We start from the raw sequence: 23,710 nt of genomic DNA, 5'->3' as shown, positions 1-23,710 counted from the left end.
GCGCTGGGATTCATAGATTGCCGCGCGGTATTCACTCGCCATGACGGAGCTTTTCTAAGCACTATTCGCGATATTCCTACGATTATGCGTATAATTGCTGAAATATTTTATCGGAAGTGTTATGCAAATCACTCAGGCGCGTTTTATCACCTTAGAAGGTATAGAAGGGGTAGGGAAGTCCACGCAACTTAAGTTTGTTGCTGATTATTTACAGCAAGCCGGCATCGCACTGACCGTCACGCGTGAACCAGGCGGCACAGAAGTGGCCGAAGCCATCCGCGCTTTAGTGTTACAATCCGATTTTGCACCGGAAACCATCATTCCTGAAACAGAACTATTATTATTTTTTGCTGCACGCGCACAACACATACACTATGTGATTAAACCGGCCTTACAGCGTGGTGATTGGGTGCTGTGTGATAGATTTACCGAAACCAGTTATGCTTATCAAGGCGGCGGTAGAGGCATCGATCTCGCCTTTATTCGGAGTTTACAGTTGTGGGTACAACAAGATTTAAAAGTGGATACGGTGTTATTACTCGATGCGCCGGTCGATATTGCTTTACGGCGTACGCATCATCGAAAAGCCGTGGATCGCATTGAAGCAGAAAAACAAGATTTCTTTTCGCGTGCGCGTGCCAGCTATCTAGAACGCGCCAAACAAATGCCTGACTGTTATCATGTGATAGATGCGAGTCGTTCATTAAAGGATGTGCAAAAACAAATTAAGCAAGTCTTGGATCAACGCTTAGTACTATGGGTAAAATCGGATGAATAACGATGCTGGCTAACTATTCGACGCCTTTACCATGGCATATTCCACAATGGCAACAGCTTTATCGTTGTCATCAAGAGCGTCGTTTACCGCATGCCTTGTTGCTGGTAGGGCAAAGCGGCTTAGGTAAAGCTTTGTTTGCGACAAATTTTGCCAAAACCTTATTATGTAAACAGCCTGTGCAGCAGTTTGCATGTCAGCTTTGTTGCGATTGTGCCTGGGTGGCAGCGGGTACACATCCGGATCTGTGTCTGTTGGCTACAGAAAAATCTAGTCAGGGGATTAAAATTGATCAAATACGTACAGTGATCGAAAAATTAAATCACACCAGTCAAGCGGCCTATAAAATTATTCTGATTAATCCAGCAGATAGTTTATTGGTGGCTGCTAGTCACGCCTTATTAAAAAGTTTAGAAGAGCCCAGCGAACGTACCTTATTTATTTTACTGACTGAAAAAATTGAAGGTTTATTACCCACTATCCGCAGCCGTTGCCAAGTGATACGTTTTGCGACACCCGAAAAATCGCTAGCGACGGCTTGGTTAGCACAGCAACTCCCGGCGTCAACACCACTGGATAAACTACATCATTTATCGTCCGGAGCACCGTTACTCGCATTAACGTATGCGCAGCAGAATTATTATCTGTTTTATACCGAATTATTGGCATCATTAGCACATTTATTCGATCAAAAACTGGATCCGATACTCTGTGCTGCGCGTTATGTGAAAACCGATGTGCAGCAATTATTGTCTACCTTATTGAATGTCGTTAGCGAATTGCTAAAATGCCAGTTACTGAATGGATATACAGCCATAGAAGACGCGCTGGCGCAGTTAGCGACGTGTTTGTCGACGGATTTTTTGCTACAGTATTATGAGGGCTTAGTGCTATTACGCGCGCACACGGCTAAAATTACGCTGAATCTATCTTTAATGTTAGAAGATCTGTTTGCTCGTTGGGCTATACAAGGTAAATCATGTTAGTTGACTCACATTGCCACCTGGATCGCTTGGATCTAAATTATTTTAAAAAAGACTTAGGTGCCTGTCTGGACTTTGCTAGAGAGCAAGGCGTCGGCCATTTTCTGTGTGTATGTATTGATTTAGCCAATTTTCCAGCGGTGTTAGCGATTGCTGAGCAATTTAAAGATGTTTCTGCTTCAGTGGGTGTCCATCCCACCGAACAAGTTGCTGAAGAAGCGACATTAGATGAATTGATTAAGCTTGCACAACACCCTAAGGTGGTGGCTATTGGTGAAACCGGTTTGGATTATTATCGGGAAAATACGCAACAAGAATGTCAACAGCAGCGTTTTCGTCAACATATTCGTGCTGCCATTGCCGTGAATAAGCCGCTTATCGTGCATACACGGCAGGCGCGCGAAGATACGCTACGACTCTTAAAAGAAGAGGGCGCCGAGCAAGTGGGAGGTGTATTACATTGTTTCACTGAAGATTTAGCTATGGCTGAAGTGGCTATTAAAGAGAATAATTTTTATGTTTCTTTTTCCGGAATTTTAACCTTCAAAAATGCAGCGGATTTAAAATCTATCGCGCAAAAATTGCCTTTGGAACGTCTGTTAATTGAAACCGATGCGCCTTATTTAGCGCCGCATCCGTTTCGTGGTAAGCCGAATCAACCTGCGTATGTGCGTTATGTTGCCGAATTTTTAGCCGAATTGCGTGAATGTTCCTTAGATGAAATTGCCGAACAAACCACCATTAATTTTTTTAATTTATTTAAGCAAGCACAACGAAATTAGCTCGTCACTGGATAGACGTTTATTTTTTAAGAGAGACGTTTAATGATGCGCATACTTACTTTTGTCATATTGTTATTTAGTTTTAGTCTATGCGTGGCACAAACCGATGCGTCACTGGCAACGGCTGCGTATTTTGATTCAATACAGACACAGCCAAAAAAATTAAGCGTTTTTTTGCAGGCGATGCCAAAAGGCGGTGATCTACATAATCATCTTGGTGGTGTGAGTATGGCAGAAAATATGCTGCGTTATGCGAAACACGATGCTTTGTGTGTTAACGCCAACAGTTTTGCTGTGCATAGCGATCTGAATTGCCCGAAACAATACTCAGTAGCTCAGATCCAAAAATTTCCTTCTTTATACAATCAAACCATTGACGCCTGGTCGATGCGACATTTTCGACCCGGGAAAGAATCGGGGCACGATCATTTTTTTGCGACGTTTGAAAAATATTTACCTATTTTAATGAAGCATCGTGCCGAGATGGTGGATGAAGCGGTGCAAAGGGCCTGCCGAGAAAATCTGTTGTATCTGGAACTCATGATCATGCCAGATGATGATAAATCGGGATTATTAGGCAGTAAGTTTGCCTGGGATGATAATTTAACTTGCTTACGTGAAAAACTTTTAAAAACAGGAGTTATCCCTATCGTGTCGGATATTTCCAAGCAATTCGATGCTTACCAAAAGCACATACAAGGATTTTTGACGGGGCCCGGTAAGCAGCTGTGTCCCGATTTTAAATTACGTTATTTATATCAAGTGTTACGCGAACAGCCACCAACACAAGTGTTTGCGCAGCTATTAACCGGTTTCGAATTGGCGAACCGCGATCCACGTGTCGTGGGTATTAATTTAGTGCAAGCGGAAGATGGAAAAATATCCATGCGTGATTACACCTTGCAAATGCAGATGCTAGGATTTTTACATCATATCTATCCCCACGTAAAAATTAGTTTACACGCCGGTGAATTGGTGCCTGGTTTGGTGCCTATGAGTGGTTTACGCTTTCATATTCGGCAAGCAGTAGAGCTTGCACACGCAAATCGTATTGGTCATGGTGTAGATATTCGGCATGAAGATAACTTCATGCAATTACTGCAGGAAATGGCTAAAAAACAGATACTGGTCGAAATCAACCTCAGTAGTAATGCCGCGCTATTAAACGTCAAAGGGCGACAGCATCCGATATTGCTATATAGACAACATCACATACCGGTCGCTTTATCCACGGATGATGAAGGCGTATTAAGAACCAATCTGACCGAACAATTCCAATTAGCCGTGTCAAACTACCATTTTTCCTATTCAAGCTTAAAGCAATTAGTGCGTAATAGTATTCAGTATAGTTTTTTACCGGGAGCGAGTTTTTGGCAAGATGCCAATTATCAGCATCCGGTTTCGCCGTGTAGAGATAGCTTAAGCACCGGTAAGTTGTCTGCATGTTGTCAACGTTTTTTGGCTAGCAATGAAAAAGCTGATAGCCAATGGAAATTAGAACAACAATTTTTAAAATTTGAGCAAGCATTTATGAAATCGCATTGTCAGTAACTGCTTTATTTTATGCCAATATAAATATCAACCACGGCATGATTAACATCACTCGCCCTTTGATCGTATACTTCAAAATCAGCAATATAGTTACGCTTTCCACCCAGAACTTCTTCTGACATTATTTACAAGGTAAAAAGCATGAAAAAGACAAAGAGTAACAGGCTTGATAGTAAGCTAGATAAAGAAGAACAAGCCATGAGTGATGCTATTGATAAGGCTCTTGACCGCGGAAAACTAAAAAGTATTAAAAATCTCAAAAAAGAAATGAATTTAGCTAGAGAAGCTGCTGCTAACTTTCAGCGTAAGGATGCTCGGGTAACACTTCGTCTTTCAAGTGGTGATTTGGAACGTCTGAAACAAAAAGCAGCTTATAAAGGCTTGCCTTATCAAACCTTTATTGCCAGTGTTTTACATGAATACGCCGCAGGACATTTCATAGAAGCGGCTTAAAACTTAGATACAATTTAGTCCGATTACAGTGCAAAAAAGAGGGCAGAAGCGATGCCACCAAATAAGGTCCATTTAATCAAATAATAAGTAGGTTTATTCCATTGTTTAATGCGTTTGCCGACGCGGCGGATAAAATAAACATATTTAAAGATGCGATTCACACCACCCGTATCATCGGTTTCATCATTCGGTGCGGCGGCAGCGCTCATTAAATAACGGCCCATTAAATAATTAAACTTTTGTGCCCAGCGATATTTTAAGGGTCGTTCAATATCGCAAAATAAGATTAAACGATTTTGACCGCTGGTGTTTTCAGCATAATGAATATAGGTTTCATCAAAGATGACGCCTTCGCCATCGCGCCAACTATATAATGTGCCGTCAACATTGATATGGCAACGATCATCATTGGGTGTCATGAGACCTAAATGATAACGTAAGGAACCGGCGTAGGGGTCGCGATGTCTGGGTAAACGACTTTTATCGGGTAATTCCGCAAACATGGCGGCTTTAACTGAGGGCAGGGTTTTTAATAACGCGGTGGTTTTCGGGCAGTGAATCGCGGCCGAAGGATGATGGCTGCTATACCACTTCAGATAAAAACGTTTCCAACCGGTTCTGAAAAAAGAATTAAATCCGGCATCATCATACTTTTTAGAGGCTTTAACGTGTTGTTGAGCTAGAAGATTCATGCCTTCTTCACGAATCAACTGCCAATTTTGACCTAATATTTCTAATTCAGGAAAAGCTTCCAATTTTAGATAAGGTGTACTGGGTACAGCTGAAAACAGGTACATAAAGGTATTCAGCGGTGCAAAAAAAGTCGAATGATCAGAAAGCTGGCGCCAAAATGTATATCGCTCTTTTCCACGTCGATGGATATAATAAACACTTAAAAAAAATAAAAAAACCACGATATATTTCATTGGCGCTTCTTTCCCGATTGCCCCAAAATGGGCAAGCTTATAATATAAGTTAAGCTGAAGAAAATAAAGAATAAGCGTTTTTTTCATCATCCATATGGTTCTTATTTAACTCAGAAATAATAGATTATATATTTAATTTAGATTAAAATAGATCTTATCTTTTAAAAGTTATTGATACCTTAGTGTGAATAACCTAGACTGTCTGAGTAATTTCGTTTTTTATAAAAAATTATTTTTTCAAGTTTATTTATTTTTTAAATAAAATTTATTTCCTACAAATATAATAAGGACATATATGCCCACGCTAAGTAGTTTAGAGAAGATAACCACTTCCAGTTTTTTTTCTAATGATTCTTTTCCAAGCATGTCGACGGAGTTGTTTTTACAATTATTGTTTAGCGGTAAAAAAGATTTTAGAAAATGGGATTTAGGTGAGGTTGATTTTGCTCAAATCCATCAAGATGCTAAGCAAACTAACAGAAATATTTCTATTTTTTCAGGGCTAGATTTTTCTGATGCTATTTTCCCCATGCTACTAAGGAATTTAGATTTTTCTGGCTGTAAATTCATCGGTGCCAATTTAGAAAAAGCGGATCTGAAACAGAGTGTTTTAAATTCAGCAGACTTATCGCATGCGAATTTAAATCAGGCTGAATTATCAGACGCGGAATGTATAGGGGCGAATTTTTTTAATGCCACGTTAAAACATGTCAAAGGAACCCATGTAAGTTTCAGTAAAGCGAATCTTAAACAAGTTAAGCTGAATGGTGCTTATCTATTTGAATCCGTTTTTATCGATGCGGATCTCGCTAATGCTGAACTGAGCTTTATTAATTTAGAAGGATCCGATCTGACGTGTGCTAATTTATTTCAGGCAAAGGTTGACAATGCTAAACTTATTGAAACCATATGGTTTGAAAGCTATTTAAAAAATGTAAATTTCAGAAAAAGTGATTTAACTGGCGCTATTCTTGCAGCTACCAACTTACAAGAGGCACTATTAACGAGGGCTAACTTGCAACAGGCCCAGTTAATGGACGCTGATTTATTTGGAGCTGATTTACGTGACAGTAATTTGCGGAAAGCTGATTTATCAAGAGCTAACCTAACTAAAGCAATTTTTCATTTTGCAAATTTAGATTATGCGAACTTAAGAGGTGCTAAGCTCAATGGAATGAGTTTATTGCACACTAATGTGACGGGAGTTAATCTAGAAACGACACCCATTGATCAAGTAAATTTAAATCATTGGCGACCTTGGTATGGTCCTACTTATGCCTGGTCCTTGGTAAAGGAAGAAAATCTCAAAAAATATCCGGTTCGTATACCCATTTTTGCATTGACCTCTCAAGAAAGTCCAACTGCTTTTCTATCTCGATGCTTACCTACGCAGTGGGATCCACTCACCGATTGTGAAATTTTTTGGAATGATGTGGATAGAGTTGTTGCTAATCATACTTGTGTTATCGATCAGATCGTTGTGAAAAGCGAATCATTGATGAGTGAAATTAGAAATTCAAAGGAGACTAAACGACAACAATGGTTGCAATTGGCTGAAGCAGTTAAGCTTACTGGAAATATAAATGTTGTTAATACGGTAAAAGATTTAATTAAATTTGAAAAAATTGCTGTGTTACTGCCTAAATATAAGCAGTATATAGTGAGTCGATCAGAAGAATTGAAAAATTCCACAACAGTGAAAAATGCTTTTTTAAATTTTAAGGAAAAAACCATCTTACACCGTGAGTTATTATTTAACAGACCTATAGATTTAGAGCCACTATCCGAAAACAATAACACGGCGCTTATTTTTAATACCACGCTTTTTGATATAAACACTTTTTCTATAACAAAAAATAATGCTTCGTATGCTATCAGCATTGATTTTTTGTCTAGTGAAATACGGGAGCTGTTAGAAATCACGCAAGCTATTTCTATTTATAAATGGTTATCAAGTCCGGAAACTCTCTTTTTTTATCAATTGAAATCAGATAGTAATCTTATAGAGTCATCAAGAAATTGGTTAAGAGGTACGCTCAATGCCTCTGAATATTCACGTATGTTGATAAAATATCCTGAAATTTTTAATCCTTGTCAATTCAGTTGTAATAACTTGACGATATCGAATCCAACGCTTATTCGCTATATGCTGACTCAATTAGTGAGTCCAACGAATTTCAAAAGACCTATTGTTAATGTTGTAAGAAATGTTAGTGCAGTTTTGCCCTACAAGACGGTTTTAAAATTTAGCCATGCTGAACTTATGCTTGAGGATGAGCAAAACTGGCTGGGCCATATTACCAGTCATCTATCTATAACAGAGATCATCGATAGCTATTTGGGCCTGGTAAATCGTCTAAAAATTAGCTTAATGGTGACTAACTCTGCTACGCATGAAGTGACTATGTTCGGCTCTAACAAAGACCAATGGATGCATAATTCTCTTACTGACGATTGTCATATTGTAGGCGATGGAAAAGTGGTGATTTCTGGGTATGACAGATTTAATCGCACTCAGTTACCTTTACCCGCGGTTACCTTGTATGGATCGAAAGAAACGGGTACGAGGTTGATAGATTTCCAAATATTAGCACGACAAATACAGGAAAATTTTAATTCAAGCTTATCTGTCAAGTTAGTGACAGATAATAATGACCTCATTATTCAGCGTTTTTTTCAGATTTCTAGCCAAACAACTAAAAAAAATATATCGGTTATTTCTATCCATTTAAAAAATGCTTTAGTCGATCGGTGGTATCAAAATTTGGAAATTATTCTCAATACAGCAGCGACAAAAATAACCGGTCGTGGTTTGAAAATGCAGATAAAGCCAACTCCCTGCTTGTTTCCTGCGAGTAATAATAATGTTGATTTTCTGAGCCTGGCAAGATTAGAAAAAAATAGCGCGGTTATTATACCGGCCCGGATGGATCAGGATTCATTTTTTCGTATTGAAGATGGTCTTACTATTACTAATGTACTTACCCGTGGTTTAGAATCGGAAAAACCTTACTTTCTGGTTTTATGGGATTTATACAAACAACCTGAAAAAGCTACGCATACACTGGAGTTTACCAATAAAAAAGTAGTTCTTGCCGAGAAATTAAATGAAATTTTTAATCTCAGCGAAGATTGGGATTATAGCTTAAACCAACATAAAAAGAACTTATATGCCATGGCTACTCAAGTTGGCATCCGCGATGGTTATGTCATGAGAGATAAAGATGCGTGTCGTGAAAGAAAATACTTAAACAGTTATGATACTTATAGGTTTAAACGTTCTGCTCTTCTCGAACAAACAGCTAAAAAAGTAGATCATGCTATGAAGTCTAATTTAACAAAAACCTTAACTGAAACTGACCTTGTGCTTTATTCTAAAAAGGCTAAAAACGATTTAGAAAAAATAGAGATTATGCTACCTTTGCCCGTGTCAGCGTGGATAGCAGGACTTATTTCTGCCCATTTTGACCATGTCGTTGAAAGCTACCAAGAAAAATGTCCCTCGCTTCCAGCTTACATGACGTATGGATTTAAACCTTTTCTATCCGCCTTAATAAGTTCCGCATGCAATTATGTCTTATTTGATCAAGACGAAGAAATAGAAGAAAAATTCGCAAGATTTTTTACTTACTTTATGCTCAATTTTTTAGGCGTTATTGCCGGACAGCCTTTGACACAAAAGATCGCTGAAACTATCCATAATAAATTGATGTGTTTTTTCGTGCAATCTTTAACGTGGGCATTATTATGGAATCCCAGTTTATTTGCCAGTGAGTACCTAGAAATAATTCCTGTGGTTTGTATGCAATTACTCCAAGGATTATTTTTTAAAACCGGCGAAGAAACATACACACTAGCAAAAAAAACTTGTAATTCTCCGAGTAGCTTCTGGCGTAAAAAAGCACCAAAATCAGCAGACGAGGATCAAGTGTTAAATAATGGAGAAATTGAACAAGTGCAAGTAGCGTTTGCCTAAAGCCCTGTACTTGTTTTTATATTTGGCTAGGGTTAGTATCGGCATAGTTTCTTTTATTTACAATATCAACTAAAAATAACAAGTGAAACACTCTATTTCTCCAGTAACCCGCGTTGCTATAGCGCTTTTTTGCGTACTCGCCATTAAATTCCTATTGGCCTGGTTTATTCCTGTTACCGCGGATGAAGCCTATTATGCCATATGGGGTGCTTATCTCAGTGGCGGCGGCTATGATCATCCGCCGATGATAGGGTTTGTGTTATACCCGCTGTTGCAATTCGGTCATCATGCTGTGACGCTACGCCTACCGGCACTCTTCACGAGTCTTATATTAGGTGTCGTGACCTATCTATATCTAAAACCAGAGGATCCAGAGCGCGCGGCTTTTGCTAGCATCTTATTAATGATTGCTCCGATTAGTTTATTCAATATTATTATTACCACCGATACGCCTTTATTTATATTTTCCTTTTTATCGGTCATGTGCGTGTTACAGGCGTTAAGGAAAAATGACGACTGGCGTTGGTTTGCTCTGGGTGGATTGTTTTTAGGTTTAGCATTTTTCTCTAAGTATTTTGCGTGTTTATTAGGCTTAGCCTATGCCGTGTATTTCCTTTTTATTGCACCCAATCGTGCACGCCTTATCGGTTTAGGTTTGTTAGCTTTATTTACTCTGCCTTTCGCCATACAGAATATCTATTGGAATTATCAACATGATTGGTCGAATATTTTATTTAATATTTACAATCGAAACAATGATATGGGTTTTAGTTTTAAGACACTATTGGGATATGCACTTATTTTATTGTACCTCATTACACCGCCATTAGTATTCGCGGTGGCCAAGTTTCCTAAACAGCTATTAAAGCAACAAGCCTTATTTTATTTCTTTTTTATACCACTGTTAATATTTTTCTTGTTGAGTAGTGTTAAACCCATAGGGTTACATTGGCCACTTGCATTTATTCCTTTCATTTATGTTTGGGCTGGCAGGTATTTGACGACCGAAACACTCAGAAAACTATTGAAATTTACACTTTATTGGACCGGCCTACAGCTGATATTGATTATTAGTTTATTGCTTATTCCACTCAAATCGATACAACAACGGGATGTTTTCACTCTAAACTATAATAAGATCGTCTATTTTTTTCATCATAAGACCATTAATGACTTGCTGAAAGCAAAATATTCGCAAGCAATTATTTATGCTAGCCCTAATTACGCGGACGCTTGCTTATTTTTTTTCGACACGCATGATTATGCTTCGGTATTCTTAAAAGGTTCTTATCATGGTCGTGAAGATGATTTAATTACCAATTTCAAAGATTTTGAAAATAAAAACTTTTTAATTTTTTCACGTACACCGTTGGTTTATAAGGATTATAAGCCTTATTTTCAGCATGTGACGTTGCATACTTTTTATTATAAAGAGGCTGCTTTTTATTATTTGGTCGGTACCCAATTTAATTATCCGGTCTATCGGCAAAACATATTAAAGGCGATTAATGATACCTATTGGATCGACCCGCCGTATTTGCCGCATGCACCGAGTTTTTTCTACTTAAAATACTTTAAAAATTAAGGGCCCCGTCATGGCGAGGCCGAAACGTTAGTGAGGCCGTGGCCATCTAGTTGGATTGCCGCGCGCTATGCGCTCGCAATGACGATTAAGATTTTCTGCGCTCGCAATGACAAAAAATTTGCTGTGCTGCGCAAATTTAGACGACTAAGCTTAAGAACTCTGATCGTGTGCGTAAATCTTGTCGAAATAGACCGAGCATCACCGAGGTTTTCATCGAAGCCTTTTGTTTTTCAACGCCACGCATCATCATACACAGATGTTTGGCTTCAATAATGATAGCAACGCCTTTGGCATCGAGTACTTTCATCAAGGTATCGGCGATTTGACGCGTTAAGTTTTCTTGAATCTGTAAACGTCGGGCATAAAAATTAATAATCCGCGAAATTTTTGATAAGCCGATGATTTTTCCGTTCGGAATATAGGCAATATGACAGACGCCGATAAAAGGTAATAAGTGATGCTCGCAAAGCGAATATAATTCTATGTCTTTGACTAAGATCATTTCTTCCATCGCTGAACGAAATACCGCGCCATTTAAAAGCTCATCTAACGATTCACGCGAACCGCTGGTTAAATAGCGTAAAGATTTAGCGACGCGTAATGGCGTGTTTTTTAAGCCTTCACGCTCAGTGTCTTCTCCAAGTGCGCTTAAAATTGCTTTAATATGCTTTTCCATCAGGTGTCTTCTTATTAAGTTTAATTTCGCGAGCTACTTCCAAGCTGGAATGGCTGACCCATGAAATAATTTATCGGCGGCGGCTAAAACCTCAGGGGAGTGTATGGCCTTAATTAAATTAATAAATTTAGGATTATTTTTAGCGCTTGCTTTAATGACTAATAGATTAGCATAAGTAGAGTGTCGACCTTCACTAAAGAGCGCGTTTTGCTGCGGATAGAGATGCGCGAGTGCAGCATAGTTAGCATTTATCACTGCTAGATCGACATCAGCCAGTACACGCGGCAATTGCGCGGCGTCTAGCTCTTTGATGTCTAATTGTTTGGGATTATGCAGGATATCGGCAGGTGTCATCAATGTGCCTTTATGCGCGTCCAGTGTCACTAGGCCAACTTGACTGAGTAATAACAATGCGCGGGCTTCATTGCTGGGATCATTGGGAATCGCCACGCTGGCATGCGCTTTTAGTTCGTTTAAATGCTGGATTTTTACTGAATAAATCGCCATAGGATAAATAAATTCTTTGGCTATGGCGACCAATGGATAACCGCGGTTCTGAATTTCGTCGCTTAAAAAAGCTTGATGTTGAAATAGATTGGCATCAAGACTCCCATCGTTTAAGGCTCGGTTAGGCAGCGAATAGTCAGAGAATTCAATAATTTTTATTTTTAAGCCATAATCGCGTTGCGCCACTTGTTTAGCGACTTGCATAAGCTCGGTTTCTGGTCCGCTAATCGTGCCTAAACGAATTTGATGTGGATTTTCACGCTGATGGCAAGCGCTTACGCTTAATAGGCCACTTATCAATAAGGATAACTGCATGAAATGAAGAATTTTTTTTAGCATCTTAAATAATTCCAAGGCAAAACTGAGTAAAAAATTTTTATGGATGGCCACGCTCATTCGTTCGTCATGACGTTTATCTTTATTCGTCATGTGCGAGTCATAAGCCAATCTCGTCATTGCGAGCATGTAAAGCAAATCTCGTCATTGCGAGCGCGTAGCGCGCGGCAATCTAAACCTAGTGATGGTTTAAACGTTTTGCCCAATAATCTCCTAAATGCTGTATGCCTTGTACTAAGGCGATAAGGATCAGGATAGTCATGAGCATCACGCCCGCATCAAAACGTTGGTAACCATAGCGTATCGCTAAATCACCTATGCCACCACCCCCGACCGCTCCTGCCATGGCAGAATAACCTATTAAAGTAATAAAAGTCGTGGTTAACGTGCCTACCATACCCGGTAGCGCTTCTGTCAGGAGAATAGCAGGAATTAATTGCCAGGTCGTGGCGCCCATAGCGAGTCCGGTCTCAATTAAACCGGCGGGCAGCTGATTGAGATTATTTTCTATCATGCGTGCAAAAAATGGCACGGTGGCTAAGGTTAAGGGTACGATAGCAGCGCTCGTGCCTATCGATGTCCCGACTAATAAACGCGTAAAAGGAATAATAGCTAACATTAAAATAATGAATGGAATTGAACGTGCTATATTAACCATTAAAGATAAAGTTTTGTTAAGTAATGGCATCGGCAATAAATTGGTTTGACGCGTGCTAAATAACAATACACCCAAAGCTAATCCGAATAGCAGTGCCAGTAGACCTGAGACCAACACCATATACAGTGTTTCTCCAGTGGCGATGAGTAATTCAAACAATAGATTCGTCGACATAACCCATAATCTCTACATGAAGTCCTTTATTAATTAAATACTGTATCCCTTCAGGTAAAGGCGCTTGATCCCCCATGACTTCGACTACCATGATACCTAAGATTGTTTCTTTAAGACATTCAATATTGGCTTGTAAAATATTCAGATGGATACCCATTTCGCGCATAACATGGGCGATTAAAGGTTCAGCGGCAGCATGTCCCTGAAATATTATTCTGAGTACGGCGTGGCTACACGCTTTTTTTTGTGCATGAAGCCGTTTTTGTAATAGGGGAGGTAATTCATGTTTTAAACCCACACTAACGAATTTCTGGGCTAAGCTTGTTTTTGGGTCAGTGAAAAAACTGACGACATCGGCGATTTCAATGATCGAGCCTTGATCCAGCAAGCCAACCCGGTCGCAAATACTTTTTACAACATCGATTTGATGTGTAATTAATACAATGGTAATCCCTAAGCGCTGATTAATATCTTTTAATAATTGCAGAATAGTTTGCGTGGTGTGTGGATCCAGCGCCGATGTCGCTTCATCGCAGAGTAATACTTTGGGTTGACTGGCGAGTGCACGTGCAATAGCCACGCGTTGTTTTTGACCGCCGCTGAGTTGTGACGGATAAGCATGCTGCTTATCGCTTAAACCAGTAAGATGTAATAATGGAGCAATGGCCGCTTGAATTTCTGATGCTGAATAATGGGCAAATTTCAATGGTAAAGCAATATTTTCATACACCGTTTTTGCAGTCAGTAAATTAAATTGTTGAAATATCATACCTATCTGTCGTCTGACTAAGCGTAAATCGGCAATCTTCAATGAGCTTAATTCTTGCTTATCAACCCAAACTTGTCCTTGGCTAGGTCTTTCTAACAGATTGATACATCTTATCAGTGTACTTTTGCCGGCGCCGCTTTGGCCGACAATACCAAATATTTCTCCTTGGCGAATGCTTAGATTAATGTTGCGTAGGGCATAGATAGGGCGGTCTAAACTATTATAAATTTTTGCGATATCAATAAGTTCTATCATCTTTTAAGTGGTATTCCGCTAAGAGGAGCGAGTCTCAAAGGTATTATCGGTACTTAGATAAAGAACGCAAGAAGAAGTTGCCTTATACTGTATTTTATATTTTTCTTTTTGAGTGGCTATCTTATTGAGTTCTCTTCGTGAAATCAACGCTATGACTCGATTGAGAGCTAAGCCTCTAAGAAAAAAATGTATGTTTTTAACTAATAACTAAGTTACCTATCACTTTTTTTAATAGAAAAAAATTTTTATATTTATTTTTTAAAAATATATGAAAAAAAAATTTAATGACTTGACACGCATCTTTAATGTACCTAGCATATATCCCAAGAAGATAAATTCAGTTTAAATTAACTTAGAGATTGTCGATGCGTAACCGACAACGCTATTATAAAATAAATTACAATCGATTTTTTTGTTATTAATCTCATTTAATACTAGAAAATAATGTGTGCATTAAAAAATAAAATTAAAAATTAATGGATGATTTTATGAATAATTTAGAAAAACAACCTGCCTTAGAAGAACGTCGTGCCTTACTCATAGAGGATGATATTTTTTGCCAAAAGGTACAAAGTCATTGTCTTCGTGAGTTGGGCTATACCGTAGAGGTCGTAAGCAATGCTGCAACGGCAATTGAACGCATAGAACATTATGTTTATAAGCTTATCGTGTTAGATTTAGGCTTGCCTGATCAATCCGGTGAATCAGTTATACGTGCGACACGTGAGTTTGCGACCAATCTGGAAACACCGTTGATTGTCGCTACCGCCCATGCCGATGGACCTATGCAACAAAAATGTCTGTATTTAGGCGCTGACGTGGTGTTCATTAAACCTTTTAATAAGCAAACCCTAGCCAGGGCCATTGACTTTTGCCATTCTCGACTGGAAGAATTATCACGATTTAATTAGATTTAATTTTTAAAGGGACTGGGATAAAGACTAATACACATAGTTTATCCCATAACCAACTATATAGATTTACACTTGTATTTTTCTTCAATCCTATATTGTTTATTTAAAAGTGGTTTTAATCTATATCAACATCAACCCTTTTTAAGCGACGAAACCTGCTGCATCGACATTATTATATCTTGTCAAAAAGACGTGATTAATAGTTAACATTTGATATCATAGTAGCGTGCCATGTCTTTTTATGGGTTATGGGATAAACATAGATAATATCTAGCTTGCTTTTTTCTAAGGAGATGCTGTGTTAATAGATTTTGCGCCGCAATTCGTTAGCTGTTTTACAGCGTTATTACAAACCATCAATATCTGTAATGCACATATTCAAAATGAGCTCGGAGAATTACCACTCTGGGTAGATAATGGTAACGAAGTTTTTGTTAGGAATCGGGATAAAGTCACCTTTGCCTTAGCAAATTTTTTCCCAACACCCGGTTTATCGCCACAGGAAACCTTTAAATGCCCAGGAGTTGTAGCGGGCACGCCGCAAACCTTAGCGTTAATTGACAAAGTTAACCGGTCTAAAACTATGTTTAAAGAACTAGTGCGTGTTTGTCAGCAAAGCTCAGACCAAGATATGACTAAATTTATTCGTGACAGCTTAGCGCACGCTGGTTATCCAGGCGTAAAACTGAAACAGGTTTTTCGACATATTATATACGTAGCCTATCATCCGCGACGCGTAGCATGGACTAAAGGTAAACACACTACGAGCAAACAATTATCCAAACAAGCTTCAGAAAAGCTATTGGATAAAGCAGGGCAGGGCTTACATATTGATATACAAAAAGCAAAATTAAGTGGTTTACCGCATCACACTAAACTCATTAAGCACCGCGCGATTAAACCTGGTTGGGTGGTGAATATCGGTGCGTTTAAAGAAAATAATTGCTCAGCTTATGAAGATATTCGAACTGCTTTGCCTTTATTTTATTTACATGATCAAAAATTGCCGAATCCTATTGTTTGTTTTTCTAAACCTCGGGAACAAAAACGCAAAATGCGTATGGACAAACAAATTGATTCGGTAGCTTTTTTGCCGTCTATCAGTGTGTATCGATATAAAAAAGAAGTCGTTAATTAACGACTAATTAAATATCGGCATACTCAAGCTATTCATTGAATTATCTAACTATTGCACTTTATTTTTTAACATGTTTAAATTTATTGACTTTTTAATTTTTTATAAATAATTAATTATTATCTGAATAAAAATCTCAAAAAAACTGGAGAAAATATTATGCTTGCAGCGTTAAACGCAGAAACTAATAAGCAACTTGAGGATGAAGCGCAATCAAGAAAAAAAATTGTCGGTGAGCAACGTGAAATTGAGGAACAATTAGCCGCTGATAAAAATGGGAGAGCGATCTTTTTTGTAAAGTTTCCATTAACACCACTGTATATCTCTCCGGATGCCGTGCAATTCAACGAGCAAAGTAAATTATATGAATTAAAACCAGACCACCCAGATGCTATTCCAGCGGGACTCATTCCAGAGGAAAAGTTAAAAGATCCAGAACAATTATCCACGGTACTCGGCCGCGTTTTAACATTAAAGAAGTTAGAAGAAAATCCCGTCATCATCTTCTATGTCAAACATAGAGAAAACGTTGATCGAACACAGTTTGACGTGTTTTGTAAAAAGCGCCCAAACTTTGTTTTACAACAAATTGATGAAGCTAAAGATTATACACCTTTCATAGGAAAAATTTCTGAAGCAACGTATGCTTACCGTGATAAAAGCGAAGCGTCAATTAGGCAATGTATTTTTGCAACACAAATCATTGATCCCAATCGTCCAAGTGCTTGGCAGAGATTCGAAGGTAAGAAGACACAAGAACCTATTGCTGATTTAAACAAGCTTCTGCTTGCCTATGATAAAAACCCGATTGAAGAGATGTCTGCTTCTGTTTCACGTGCTCCCGCTCGTTTCTTTTCACCTCAATCAGCTAACCAAGCAGCTACCAATCCTAGCTCAACAGAATCCTGTCCATCCTCTACGTGTAAATCTAAATAATATAGTGAGGAAATAAGTTACTCAAAGGCTTATTTCCTTGCTTTAGCACCCCAATTTCGTACCCATACTCAATCTTCCTAAGAAAGATTTAATTTTACCTTAAGCTATCGGGACTACACTTAATAGTATACGGAAGCATTAAGGAGTGAGTTACGCTTTGAAATTTTTCTATTAACGGGGCTTATATGCCATTAGATTCAATAGATCCAAAAGTTTTAGATGCATTTGATAAATTAAACCGAGCTTTGGAAAGTAAAGATTATAACAAAATTCTCAGTAATTTACGTCGAATGGGTCGGCCAATTAAGCAGGCTTGGCATGCTAAACTTTTGCAAGAAAAAGATGAAATCACTCAAAAAAATAAATTTACTTCGAATGATAAATTTAAAGCGTTTTTAGCCGATAAAATTTATGAACTTAATATACCTGAAGAACATATTCAATCCGTGCCAGAGCCGATAAACTATCTTAAAAATCAACTAGCTGAGTTAGCCATTTTTTTAATGATATGGAAAGAAAAACCCTCTGAAAAAATACAATCTAAAACACCAGAAAATGTAAATTTTACCCAAGAACCTGGAATAGAACAAACAGCTTTATCTACGCACGAATATCAGAAAAATAAATTCAAAGGACCTGTAGATAAAGATGATCGACATGCTATTAATATCGCTCTACAAGCGATGGCTTTTATTCTTTGCCGGCAAGCTAATGAATTTATTCAACGAGAAGAAATTTTAAATAATTATCCTAAAGATTTTGCATTGAAAAACAGTACTAATGCCTTTATAGCATCAGAGAGCAAAGAACAATTAATCAGTTTTATTTTCATTCATCTATATAGAATGGATAAGTTTAAATCTTATCGATATGAGAAAACCATAGATCCTGGGTTTTCTTTAGATAACAACGAAAATACTCAAAAACAAAAAATTGAAAAGATCGGACTCGCAATTTCATCTTTTTTAACACCGAATAAAAAGAAAAAATTTCTTAAATATGCCGGTATCTTGCTGGCTTTCATTGCATCCTTAGCCTGTGGCCTCACAACCGGTGGCGCTATTTATTTACTGGGACCTGGTTTGCTGGCATTCGCTATTTCCTTAGGAATATTGACTCTCTTAGTTGGACTTACCTTTAATCGTAGTTTCACCGGCATTGCTATAGCATTAGTGTGCGGCTTAGCCATGGGCGGTGCTATTTTTTCATTAGGTCTTTTACTGGCTCCTGGCTTAGGTTTGCTAGTGAGTGCTATTTGCTTAGGCGGACTGACTGGCTTTTTTGGTTTTACCGCTAATTTTGGATTTTTTTCAAAAAATTTTCCTGACTTTCTCCTTAGCTTAGTAAAAAAAGGGGGTATCAGTGAATATATTGATATTCATGATAAGCGTAAGCAATTTTCTGCAACTTACAAATATCTGTTAACACCTTTAATAATATTTGCTTCGCTAACAGTAGGGGCCGGAACTACGGCGTTAACTTATATCACTATTTCAAGCTTATTTGTGAAGCTTGCCCTGCTATTACCGGTACTAGCAATAATCTGGCCACCATTGCCGGTGATTATTGCTGTTGTTTTAGCGGCAGCCGTTGGCACCGCCTTGACTGTCGCAGTAATGACAGCTTCTTTAGAGGCTTTAAAAAAAGTGGCTGCCTTAAACCTCGGTTTCATAGCGCTGTGCCAGTATACCTATAAGAATTGCTTAGAATGGTTTAAGAACTTAAAGAATTTAAAAACACATGAAATAGTCGGTTTAGTCATTCTGTTATTACTACTTCCTGTTGGATTTTTCGGTTTAGGTTACTTTCGCTATTTTGCAGGCGTAGATTTATCGGTGTTTATTGGAATAACCGGTGCTATCGTTACCGGAGTGGTGGCTTATATTGCACAAATGGCTTTTATTGGTTTATCCATTAATAAGCTAAAGAATGCCATCATTAGACCTTCTGCTTCTGCTAATGATTTCCCAGCGCTAACTGTCAATGCCGCTGGTAACGGAATATTGGTTTACGATGGTTCTCCTGTGTCGCTTTTTGGAATGATAGCTTGCATAATTAATTCTTTTAGTGGGAACATGTCTGAAACAGATATGAAAAGGCAGCAAAGAAGACAAGCAACAGATGCACTTGCTAGCAAGATAACATTACTTTTTAATAACCACGCTGAAAGCGGCGAAGCATCTGCAGCAACCAGTCATTCTGATTCGGGACAAACATTAAAGCCACTCGCACCCTCTGTAAATAATAATAGTTATCCACAGGAGCCTAAAAGTCCAACTCCCTCAACTCACTCAGAAGATGGAAGTATGCTAGAAAATATTAGTCGACCGGCGGCCAATTATTCAAATAGCTATGGTTCTAGCTCTTCGCATCATTTTAAATCAGTGCTTCTTACAACACCGGCTGAGGGGGCTAAGGCTGCAGAATTAAAACCCAGTGCTAGATTCAAATAATGGCGTTAATGTTATGATTTTTCTGTATTAACATTGACATTGTTGGCAATACACACTGCTACGTTGGCCGATACGTATCAGTTGTAAGGTTGTTTGACAGCTTACACAGGGGAGTCCAGCGCGGCTGTATACATTTAATTGTTGCGTAAAATAACCCGGTTTGCCATCACTGTTTAAAAAATCTTTTAAAGTACTACCGCCTTGTTTAATCGCTAAACGTAAAATAGCTTTAATCGCTTTAACCAATAGTTTTAACTCGCAGAGTGAAATTGTTTTCGCTGCTCTTAAGGGATTAATTCCAGACTTAAACAACGCTTCGATTGCATAAATATTACCCACACCGACGACGATGCGTTGATCCATAATCGCCGATTTTATCGGTAACTGTTTATTAACTAATTGCTGTATTAAATACCGCGCAGAGAATTCACGATTGAGTGGCTCGACACCTAAATTTTTCAGTAATAAATGTTGTTTAGGATCATCTTCTATGAAAAGTAATGCACCAAAACGGCGCGCGTCAGTAAAGCGGAGTAGGGTGCCATTATTAAAGACGATATCCACATGATCATGTTTATCCGCTTCGATAAACTTATCTAAGATACGCAGCCGTCCAGACATGCCGAGATGGATGAGTATATGTCCTTGAGTAGTACTTAATAGCAGATATTTGCCGCGCCGGCTAATCTTAGTAATTGCAAATCCAACTAATTGGTGTAGATCTTTTTTAGGAATAGGCCAACGTAAATTAGGTCTACGGATTAGAAATTTTTGTATAATTTCATCTTGTATCGAGGATTGTATGCCTCGTAACGTGGTTTCAACTTCGGGTAATTCTGGCATAGGATGATGGCTAATATTATTTTAGAGAATACTAGCAAATTTAAGGCTGACTAACTAATTTTTGATAATTTACGTAGAAAACTTTTTCTCCGGCGGATCAGGAAATATACGCTTATATAAATCCCCAAAAGAAACTCCTTTTTCAGGGCCATCAACAATTTGTTTTGCTAATACGCTGGGATCTATTTTATCTCTTAAACTTGAGTATTCACTCAGTATTTTATTACCCACTTCAGATGTTAATAGATAATATAAAGTCCCTTCATGTGTGTCTTTGTGCACAAATTGCTTAAGAAGATTCTCCGATAAATTTTCACCGATAAGATCACATAAGGACTGGTTTTCATTTAAGATCTTCCTGCCTTCGGCACTGGAAAGCAATAAATAACTAACTGAATAGACCTGTTGCCTATCTAAAAATTTTTGGCTAAAGGTCTGGTTAAGCGTAATTTTATCAAAGGCATCTAGATCAATTAAGTTATTGAATATTGTTTCAATTTTATCGGTCGATATCGAAGTAGATCTCCATAAAAAATAGGCTATTAATTGCGACGTATTTTTTAATTCCTTCCTAATTAAATGCTTGTCGGTATCCGACAAAGGCGCAGTGGCCTTTAGCAAACCAAAAAGTGAATCACGACATGATTTTTCTGTTGGCATAAGGCCTTTCCCATATTTTATTTACTATTATTCTTACTAAATCTATCCTAACATTTTAAGGTTACCCTATGAATCTCAGTTTCTAGACTATTTTTAAATTCCCCTAAATCATTTTTAAATTTCTCTATGTTTAGTTTGTTATCATAAATATTGTTTTCAACTAATTCAAAATAGTTCTGTATAATATTAGCATCTTTGTTCGGAAAAATATCTAATATAGTTAATATTTCATAAAAATTTTGAACATCATTTCTTAACGTATTACTCATTGTGATTAATCGATCAATATTTTCGCTGGATAAAGCCTTATATTTTAGTAGGATTTCTAAAGAACGGCTTAATTTAACGACCAACGTTGAATTCACAAATAGACTCGATTGAATAATATCAAAATATCTTTCAAATAGAACAATATTTTCAAAATTTGCTTGTGTCATTATTCTAAATAAATTGGTTAATTCCTTTACAAAAGTGGTATCAGATAAATCGATAGATTTAAACATTTCCATCAAAGTCTTATCAAAATTTTCTGGGCCTATAGCTTTGCAATAAGCTATTTGGACTTTATGAAAGAAATAATTTCTAATCGCCGCCCATTTAATCGGCAGCTCCCATAGGGGGTTAACCTCAATCCGGTAATATCCAATCGCATTTAGTTTATTAATGAAATTTACAAACTGCTCAGTGTTTTCAATCATGAATATCGTGGAATCAAAACCTTCCATCGGAGGAATGATTGTGGTGATAGGATAGTTAGCTTCTGGGTTACTCATTGGAGATCCTGCATCATCATTATGATGAATACGGTTTAAATATTTACCTTTATTTAGGGCTATATTTAATCCATCAATGTGTGTTTTTGTTATAGGCGCAACATTTCCAAGCTCTTTATCTTCTCGATCAAAAAAAGCTTGTGGATTATCGTTTGAACGTCTTTTCGCTTTAGGAGACAATTTTCGCAAGCGATTTGCAGGGGTAATGTGTGGGTTGAGTCGGATATTATCTTGTGAGTAATTTTTCCAAGGATGAAAAATAGCTAATAAATCATAATCTGCAATAAGCGGTTTTTTTAGATCTGTGTCAGCTAAAACATAGAAAGGTTTTTTTTCAGAGGTGTAGATTTCATATTCTATTCCTGATTCAGCATTTACTTTTTTAGCGTAACTTAATTCAAATTTACTAGCATGTTCATGGGCATGAGGGTGAGGGCAGTAAATAACTAAATATTCGCCTTCTTTTTTCGCTTGAGGAAATATAATTGCTTTTTTTATTAACTCTTGAAAACGTTGTTCAGTTATTCTTAAATGTGTCGATTGCGCGTTATGTTTCTGAATGCAATCTTGAACTTCTTTATTAGCTTTTTCAATGACATCATCATTCGCACCCACCAATTTACTGAAGTGTTGATTAATAGAAATAAATCCTATCCATAATCCCCACGAAGCAGATTTACCTTTAATTTTAAAATTTTTAGTAGGATATTGGCTAGCTTCATGAAAAGTTTTGGTCAGCGGTTCTACTGGCCGAAATAGCAAAATCACATCTTGATCATCAGCATATTTTTCAAAAACTAGCAAATCTTTTTTAGGAATACCTTGATTCTTATGATGAAAAACATTGTTTAATTCGGAAGAATTATTTTGAAAGATACCTAAAGAAAAAGGCATATTAAACTCCTTTAAGAAGATTTTTTATATTTTTCTTTTTATTTAACTTTAGTATAAATTAATATTATTAACACTTAATTAAACAATTTTAATTAATTAAAAAACTAAATTTATAACAAGAGAAACTAGCCAGAAGAAATTTATTTCACAGAAAATCAATTCAAAAATTATAAAATACAATGTAAGGAAGTCTTTGCATCATTTAATGAAATTCTATGTATAAAAAATAACGTGGTGAATAAGGAGCTCACTTATCCATTAAAAAAACCAGAAATTAATAATTTTCAACAAGCACAACAAATGTATTGGTATCAATTTAATGCTTATATTAAAAAAACACAGAGAGTGAGGGCACACGTTGTTATATGAATTTTTTATTAAAACCTGAAGAGCTTAAACCGTGCGAAGCGAGTAACAGAATGCATAAAGTAATTAAACAAACCAACCATCTCATGGGGACTTTCGGTCCGCTGCTAGGTTTTTTAGAAGATAGAAGTTTACGTAAAGCAATAAGAAGCTTTGATGTTAACTATTATGAACATCAAGCCCTACTGCGTGGATTAATGAGATTATAAGTTTGCTCGCCACGAAGCAATGTCTGAAAAATTAGCTATAAAAACGTATGTTGATGCGTTTTAATTGAGCGTTATAGCGATTTCCTATTATTTTTTTTTTCAGTTGCTAAACTTCAAAGCT

The 23,710-nt window shown here is 37.4% G+C and carries 20 protein-coding genes; 12 read left to right on the top strand and 8 right to left on the bottom strand.

The genetic code is table 11. The features are described from left to right. The first annotated feature begins 121 nt into the window (after positions 1 to 121). From tmk to AAHF87_RS01415, 5 genes are all read left to right on the top strand, one after another. Positions 122 to 778 (top strand): dTMP kinase, encoded by a 657-nt coding sequence (tmk, locus tag AAHF87_RS01435; RefSeq protein ID WP_342146506.1) that lies wholly within the window; start codon positions 122 to 124, stop codon positions 776 to 778. A gap of 2 nt (positions 779 to 780) precedes the next feature. Further along, positions 781 to 1,761 (top strand): DNA polymerase III subunit delta', encoded by a 981-nt coding sequence (gene holB, locus AAHF87_RS01430; RefSeq protein WP_342146505.1) that lies wholly within the window; start codon positions 781 to 783, stop codon positions 1,759 to 1,761. Continuing rightward, positions 1,755 to 2,540 carry a TatD family hydrolase gene (locus AAHF87_RS01425; RefSeq protein WP_342146503.1) on the top strand — a complete coding sequence of 262 codons (786 nt, stop codon included), beginning with the start codon at positions 1,755 to 1,757 and terminating at the stop codon, positions 2,538 to 2,540. The genes holB and AAHF87_RS01425 overlap by 7 nt, the downstream gene beginning before the upstream one ends. A gap of 42 nt (positions 2,541 to 2,582) precedes the next feature. Beyond that, complete coding sequence (locus AAHF87_RS01420) at positions 2,583 to 4,091, top strand: adenosine deaminase (protein WP_342146501.1); 1,509 nt, start codon at positions 2,583 to 2,585, stop codon at positions 4,089 to 4,091. Positions 4,092 to 4,232: 141 nt separating this feature from the next. Then, the gene (locus tag AAHF87_RS01415) at positions 4,233 to 4,544 is read left to right on the top strand and encodes a CopG family antitoxin (protein ID WP_342146499.1); all 312 of its coding nucleotides are present in this window, start codon (positions 4,233 to 4,235) and stop codon (positions 4,542 to 4,544) included. A gap of 23 nt (positions 4,545 to 4,567) precedes the next feature. Here AAHF87_RS01415 and lpxO read toward each other — a convergent pair whose 3' ends face one another. Continuing rightward, positions 4,568 to 5,560 (bottom strand): lipid A hydroxylase LpxO, encoded by a 993-nt coding sequence (lpxO, locus tag AAHF87_RS01410; protein ID WP_342146498.1) that lies wholly within the window; start codon positions 5,558 to 5,560, stop codon positions 4,568 to 4,570. Between the two features lie 205 nt (positions 5,561 to 5,765). On the opposite strand from lpxO, the gene AAHF87_RS01405 reads away from it, so the two are divergent. Together AAHF87_RS01405 and AAHF87_RS01400 are read left to right on the top strand one after the other, a co-directional pair. Next, on the top strand, positions 5,766 to 9,446 hold the full coding sequence (locus AAHF87_RS01405) for a pentapeptide repeat-containing protein (RefSeq protein ID WP_342146497.1): 3,681 nt from the start codon (positions 5,766 to 5,768) through the stop codon (positions 9,444 to 9,446). Between the two features lie 82 nt (positions 9,447 to 9,528). Next, a complete protein-coding gene (locus AAHF87_RS01400; protein WP_342146496.1) occupies positions 9,529 to 11,031 on the top strand; it encodes an ArnT family glycosyltransferase in 1,503 nt (500 codons plus the stop codon). Positions 11,032 to 11,167: 136 nt separating this feature from the next. Here AAHF87_RS01400 and folE read toward each other — a convergent pair whose 3' ends face one another. The 4 genes from folE to AAHF87_RS01380 all read right to left on the bottom strand — a co-directional run bounded on the left by folE (position 11,168) and on the right by AAHF87_RS01380 (position 14,406). Continuing rightward, complete coding sequence (folE, locus tag AAHF87_RS01395; protein ID WP_342146494.1) at positions 11,168 to 11,707, bottom strand: GTP cyclohydrolase I FolE; 540 nt, start codon at positions 11,705 to 11,707, stop codon at positions 11,168 to 11,170. A gap of 33 nt (positions 11,708 to 11,740) precedes the next feature. Beyond that, positions 11,741 to 12,643, bottom strand: a complete 903-nt coding sequence (locus AAHF87_RS01390; RefSeq protein ID WP_342146493.1) for a MetQ/NlpA family ABC transporter substrate-binding protein — start codon at positions 12,641 to 12,643, stop codon at positions 11,741 to 11,743. Between the two features lie 85 nt (positions 12,644 to 12,728). Continuing rightward, positions 12,729 to 13,382 (bottom strand): methionine ABC transporter permease, encoded by a 654-nt coding sequence (locus tag AAHF87_RS01385; protein ID WP_342146492.1) that lies wholly within the window; start codon positions 13,380 to 13,382, stop codon positions 12,729 to 12,731. Beyond that, complete coding sequence (locus tag AAHF87_RS01380; protein ID WP_342146490.1) at positions 13,360 to 14,406, bottom strand: methionine ABC transporter ATP-binding protein; 1,047 nt, start codon at positions 14,404 to 14,406, stop codon at positions 13,360 to 13,362. The genes AAHF87_RS01385 and AAHF87_RS01380 overlap by 23 nt, the downstream gene beginning before the upstream one ends. 488 nt (positions 14,407 to 14,894) lie before the next feature. On the opposite strand from AAHF87_RS01380, the gene AAHF87_RS01375 reads away from it, so the two are divergent. From AAHF87_RS01375 to AAHF87_RS01360, 4 genes are all read left to right on the top strand, one after another. Continuing rightward, on the top strand, positions 14,895 to 15,317 hold the full coding sequence (locus AAHF87_RS01375) for a response regulator (protein WP_342146488.1): 423 nt from the start codon (positions 14,895 to 14,897) through the stop codon (positions 15,315 to 15,317). A gap of 301 nt (positions 15,318 to 15,618) precedes the next feature. Then, positions 15,619 to 16,458 carry a DNA replication terminus site-binding protein gene (locus AAHF87_RS01370; RefSeq protein ID WP_342146487.1) on the top strand — a complete coding sequence of 280 codons (840 nt, stop codon included), beginning with the start codon at positions 15,619 to 15,621 and terminating at the stop codon, positions 16,456 to 16,458. A gap of 156 nt (positions 16,459 to 16,614) precedes the next feature. After that, complete coding sequence (locus AAHF87_RS01365) at positions 16,615 to 17,391, top strand: hypothetical protein (protein WP_342146486.1); 777 nt, start codon at positions 16,615 to 16,617, stop codon at positions 17,389 to 17,391. Between the two features lie 185 nt (positions 17,392 to 17,576). After that, entirely contained in the window at positions 17,577 to 19,844 is a 2,268-nt protein-coding gene (locus AAHF87_RS01360) for a hypothetical protein (protein WP_342146485.1), read from the top strand. A 27-nt stretch (positions 19,845 to 19,871) separates the two neighbouring features. Here the strand turns inward: AAHF87_RS01360 and mutM are convergent, their stop codons facing one another. The 3 genes from mutM to AAHF87_RS01345 form a co-directional block, all read right to left on the bottom strand. Continuing rightward, positions 19,872 to 20,687, bottom strand: a complete 816-nt coding sequence (gene mutM, locus AAHF87_RS01355) for a bifunctional DNA-formamidopyrimidine glycosylase/DNA-(apurinic or apyrimidinic site) lyase (RefSeq protein ID WP_342146483.1) — start codon at positions 20,685 to 20,687, stop codon at positions 19,872 to 19,874. A 69-nt stretch (positions 20,688 to 20,756) separates the two neighbouring features. Continuing rightward, entirely contained in the window at positions 20,757 to 21,347 is a 591-nt protein-coding gene (locus tag AAHF87_RS01350; protein ID WP_342146482.1) for a hypothetical protein, read from the bottom strand. Positions 21,348 to 21,394: 47 nt separating this feature from the next. Beyond that, positions 21,395 to 23,014 carry an anthrax toxin-like adenylyl cyclase domain-containing protein gene (locus AAHF87_RS01345; protein WP_342146480.1) on the bottom strand — a complete coding sequence of 540 codons (1,620 nt, stop codon included), beginning with the start codon at positions 23,012 to 23,014 and terminating at the stop codon, positions 21,395 to 21,397. A 365-nt stretch (positions 23,015 to 23,379) separates the two neighbouring features. Here AAHF87_RS01345 and AAHF87_RS01340 point away from each other — a divergent pair, with 365 nt between their 5' ends. Continuing rightward, on the top strand, positions 23,380 to 23,589 hold the full coding sequence (locus AAHF87_RS01340; protein WP_342146479.1) for a hypothetical protein: 210 nt from the start codon (positions 23,380 to 23,382) through the stop codon (positions 23,587 to 23,589). The last annotated feature ends 121 nt before the right edge of the window (positions 23,590 to 23,710 follow it).

The organism is Rickettsiella endosymbiont of Aleochara curtula (genome assembly GCF_964030935.1).
GTDB lineage: Bacteria > Pseudomonadota > Gammaproteobacteria > Diplorickettsiales > Diplorickettsiaceae > Aquirickettsiella.
The sequence above is the reverse complement of the archived record's forward strand: the minus strand, read 5'-3'. Positions and strand labels throughout refer to the sequence as shown.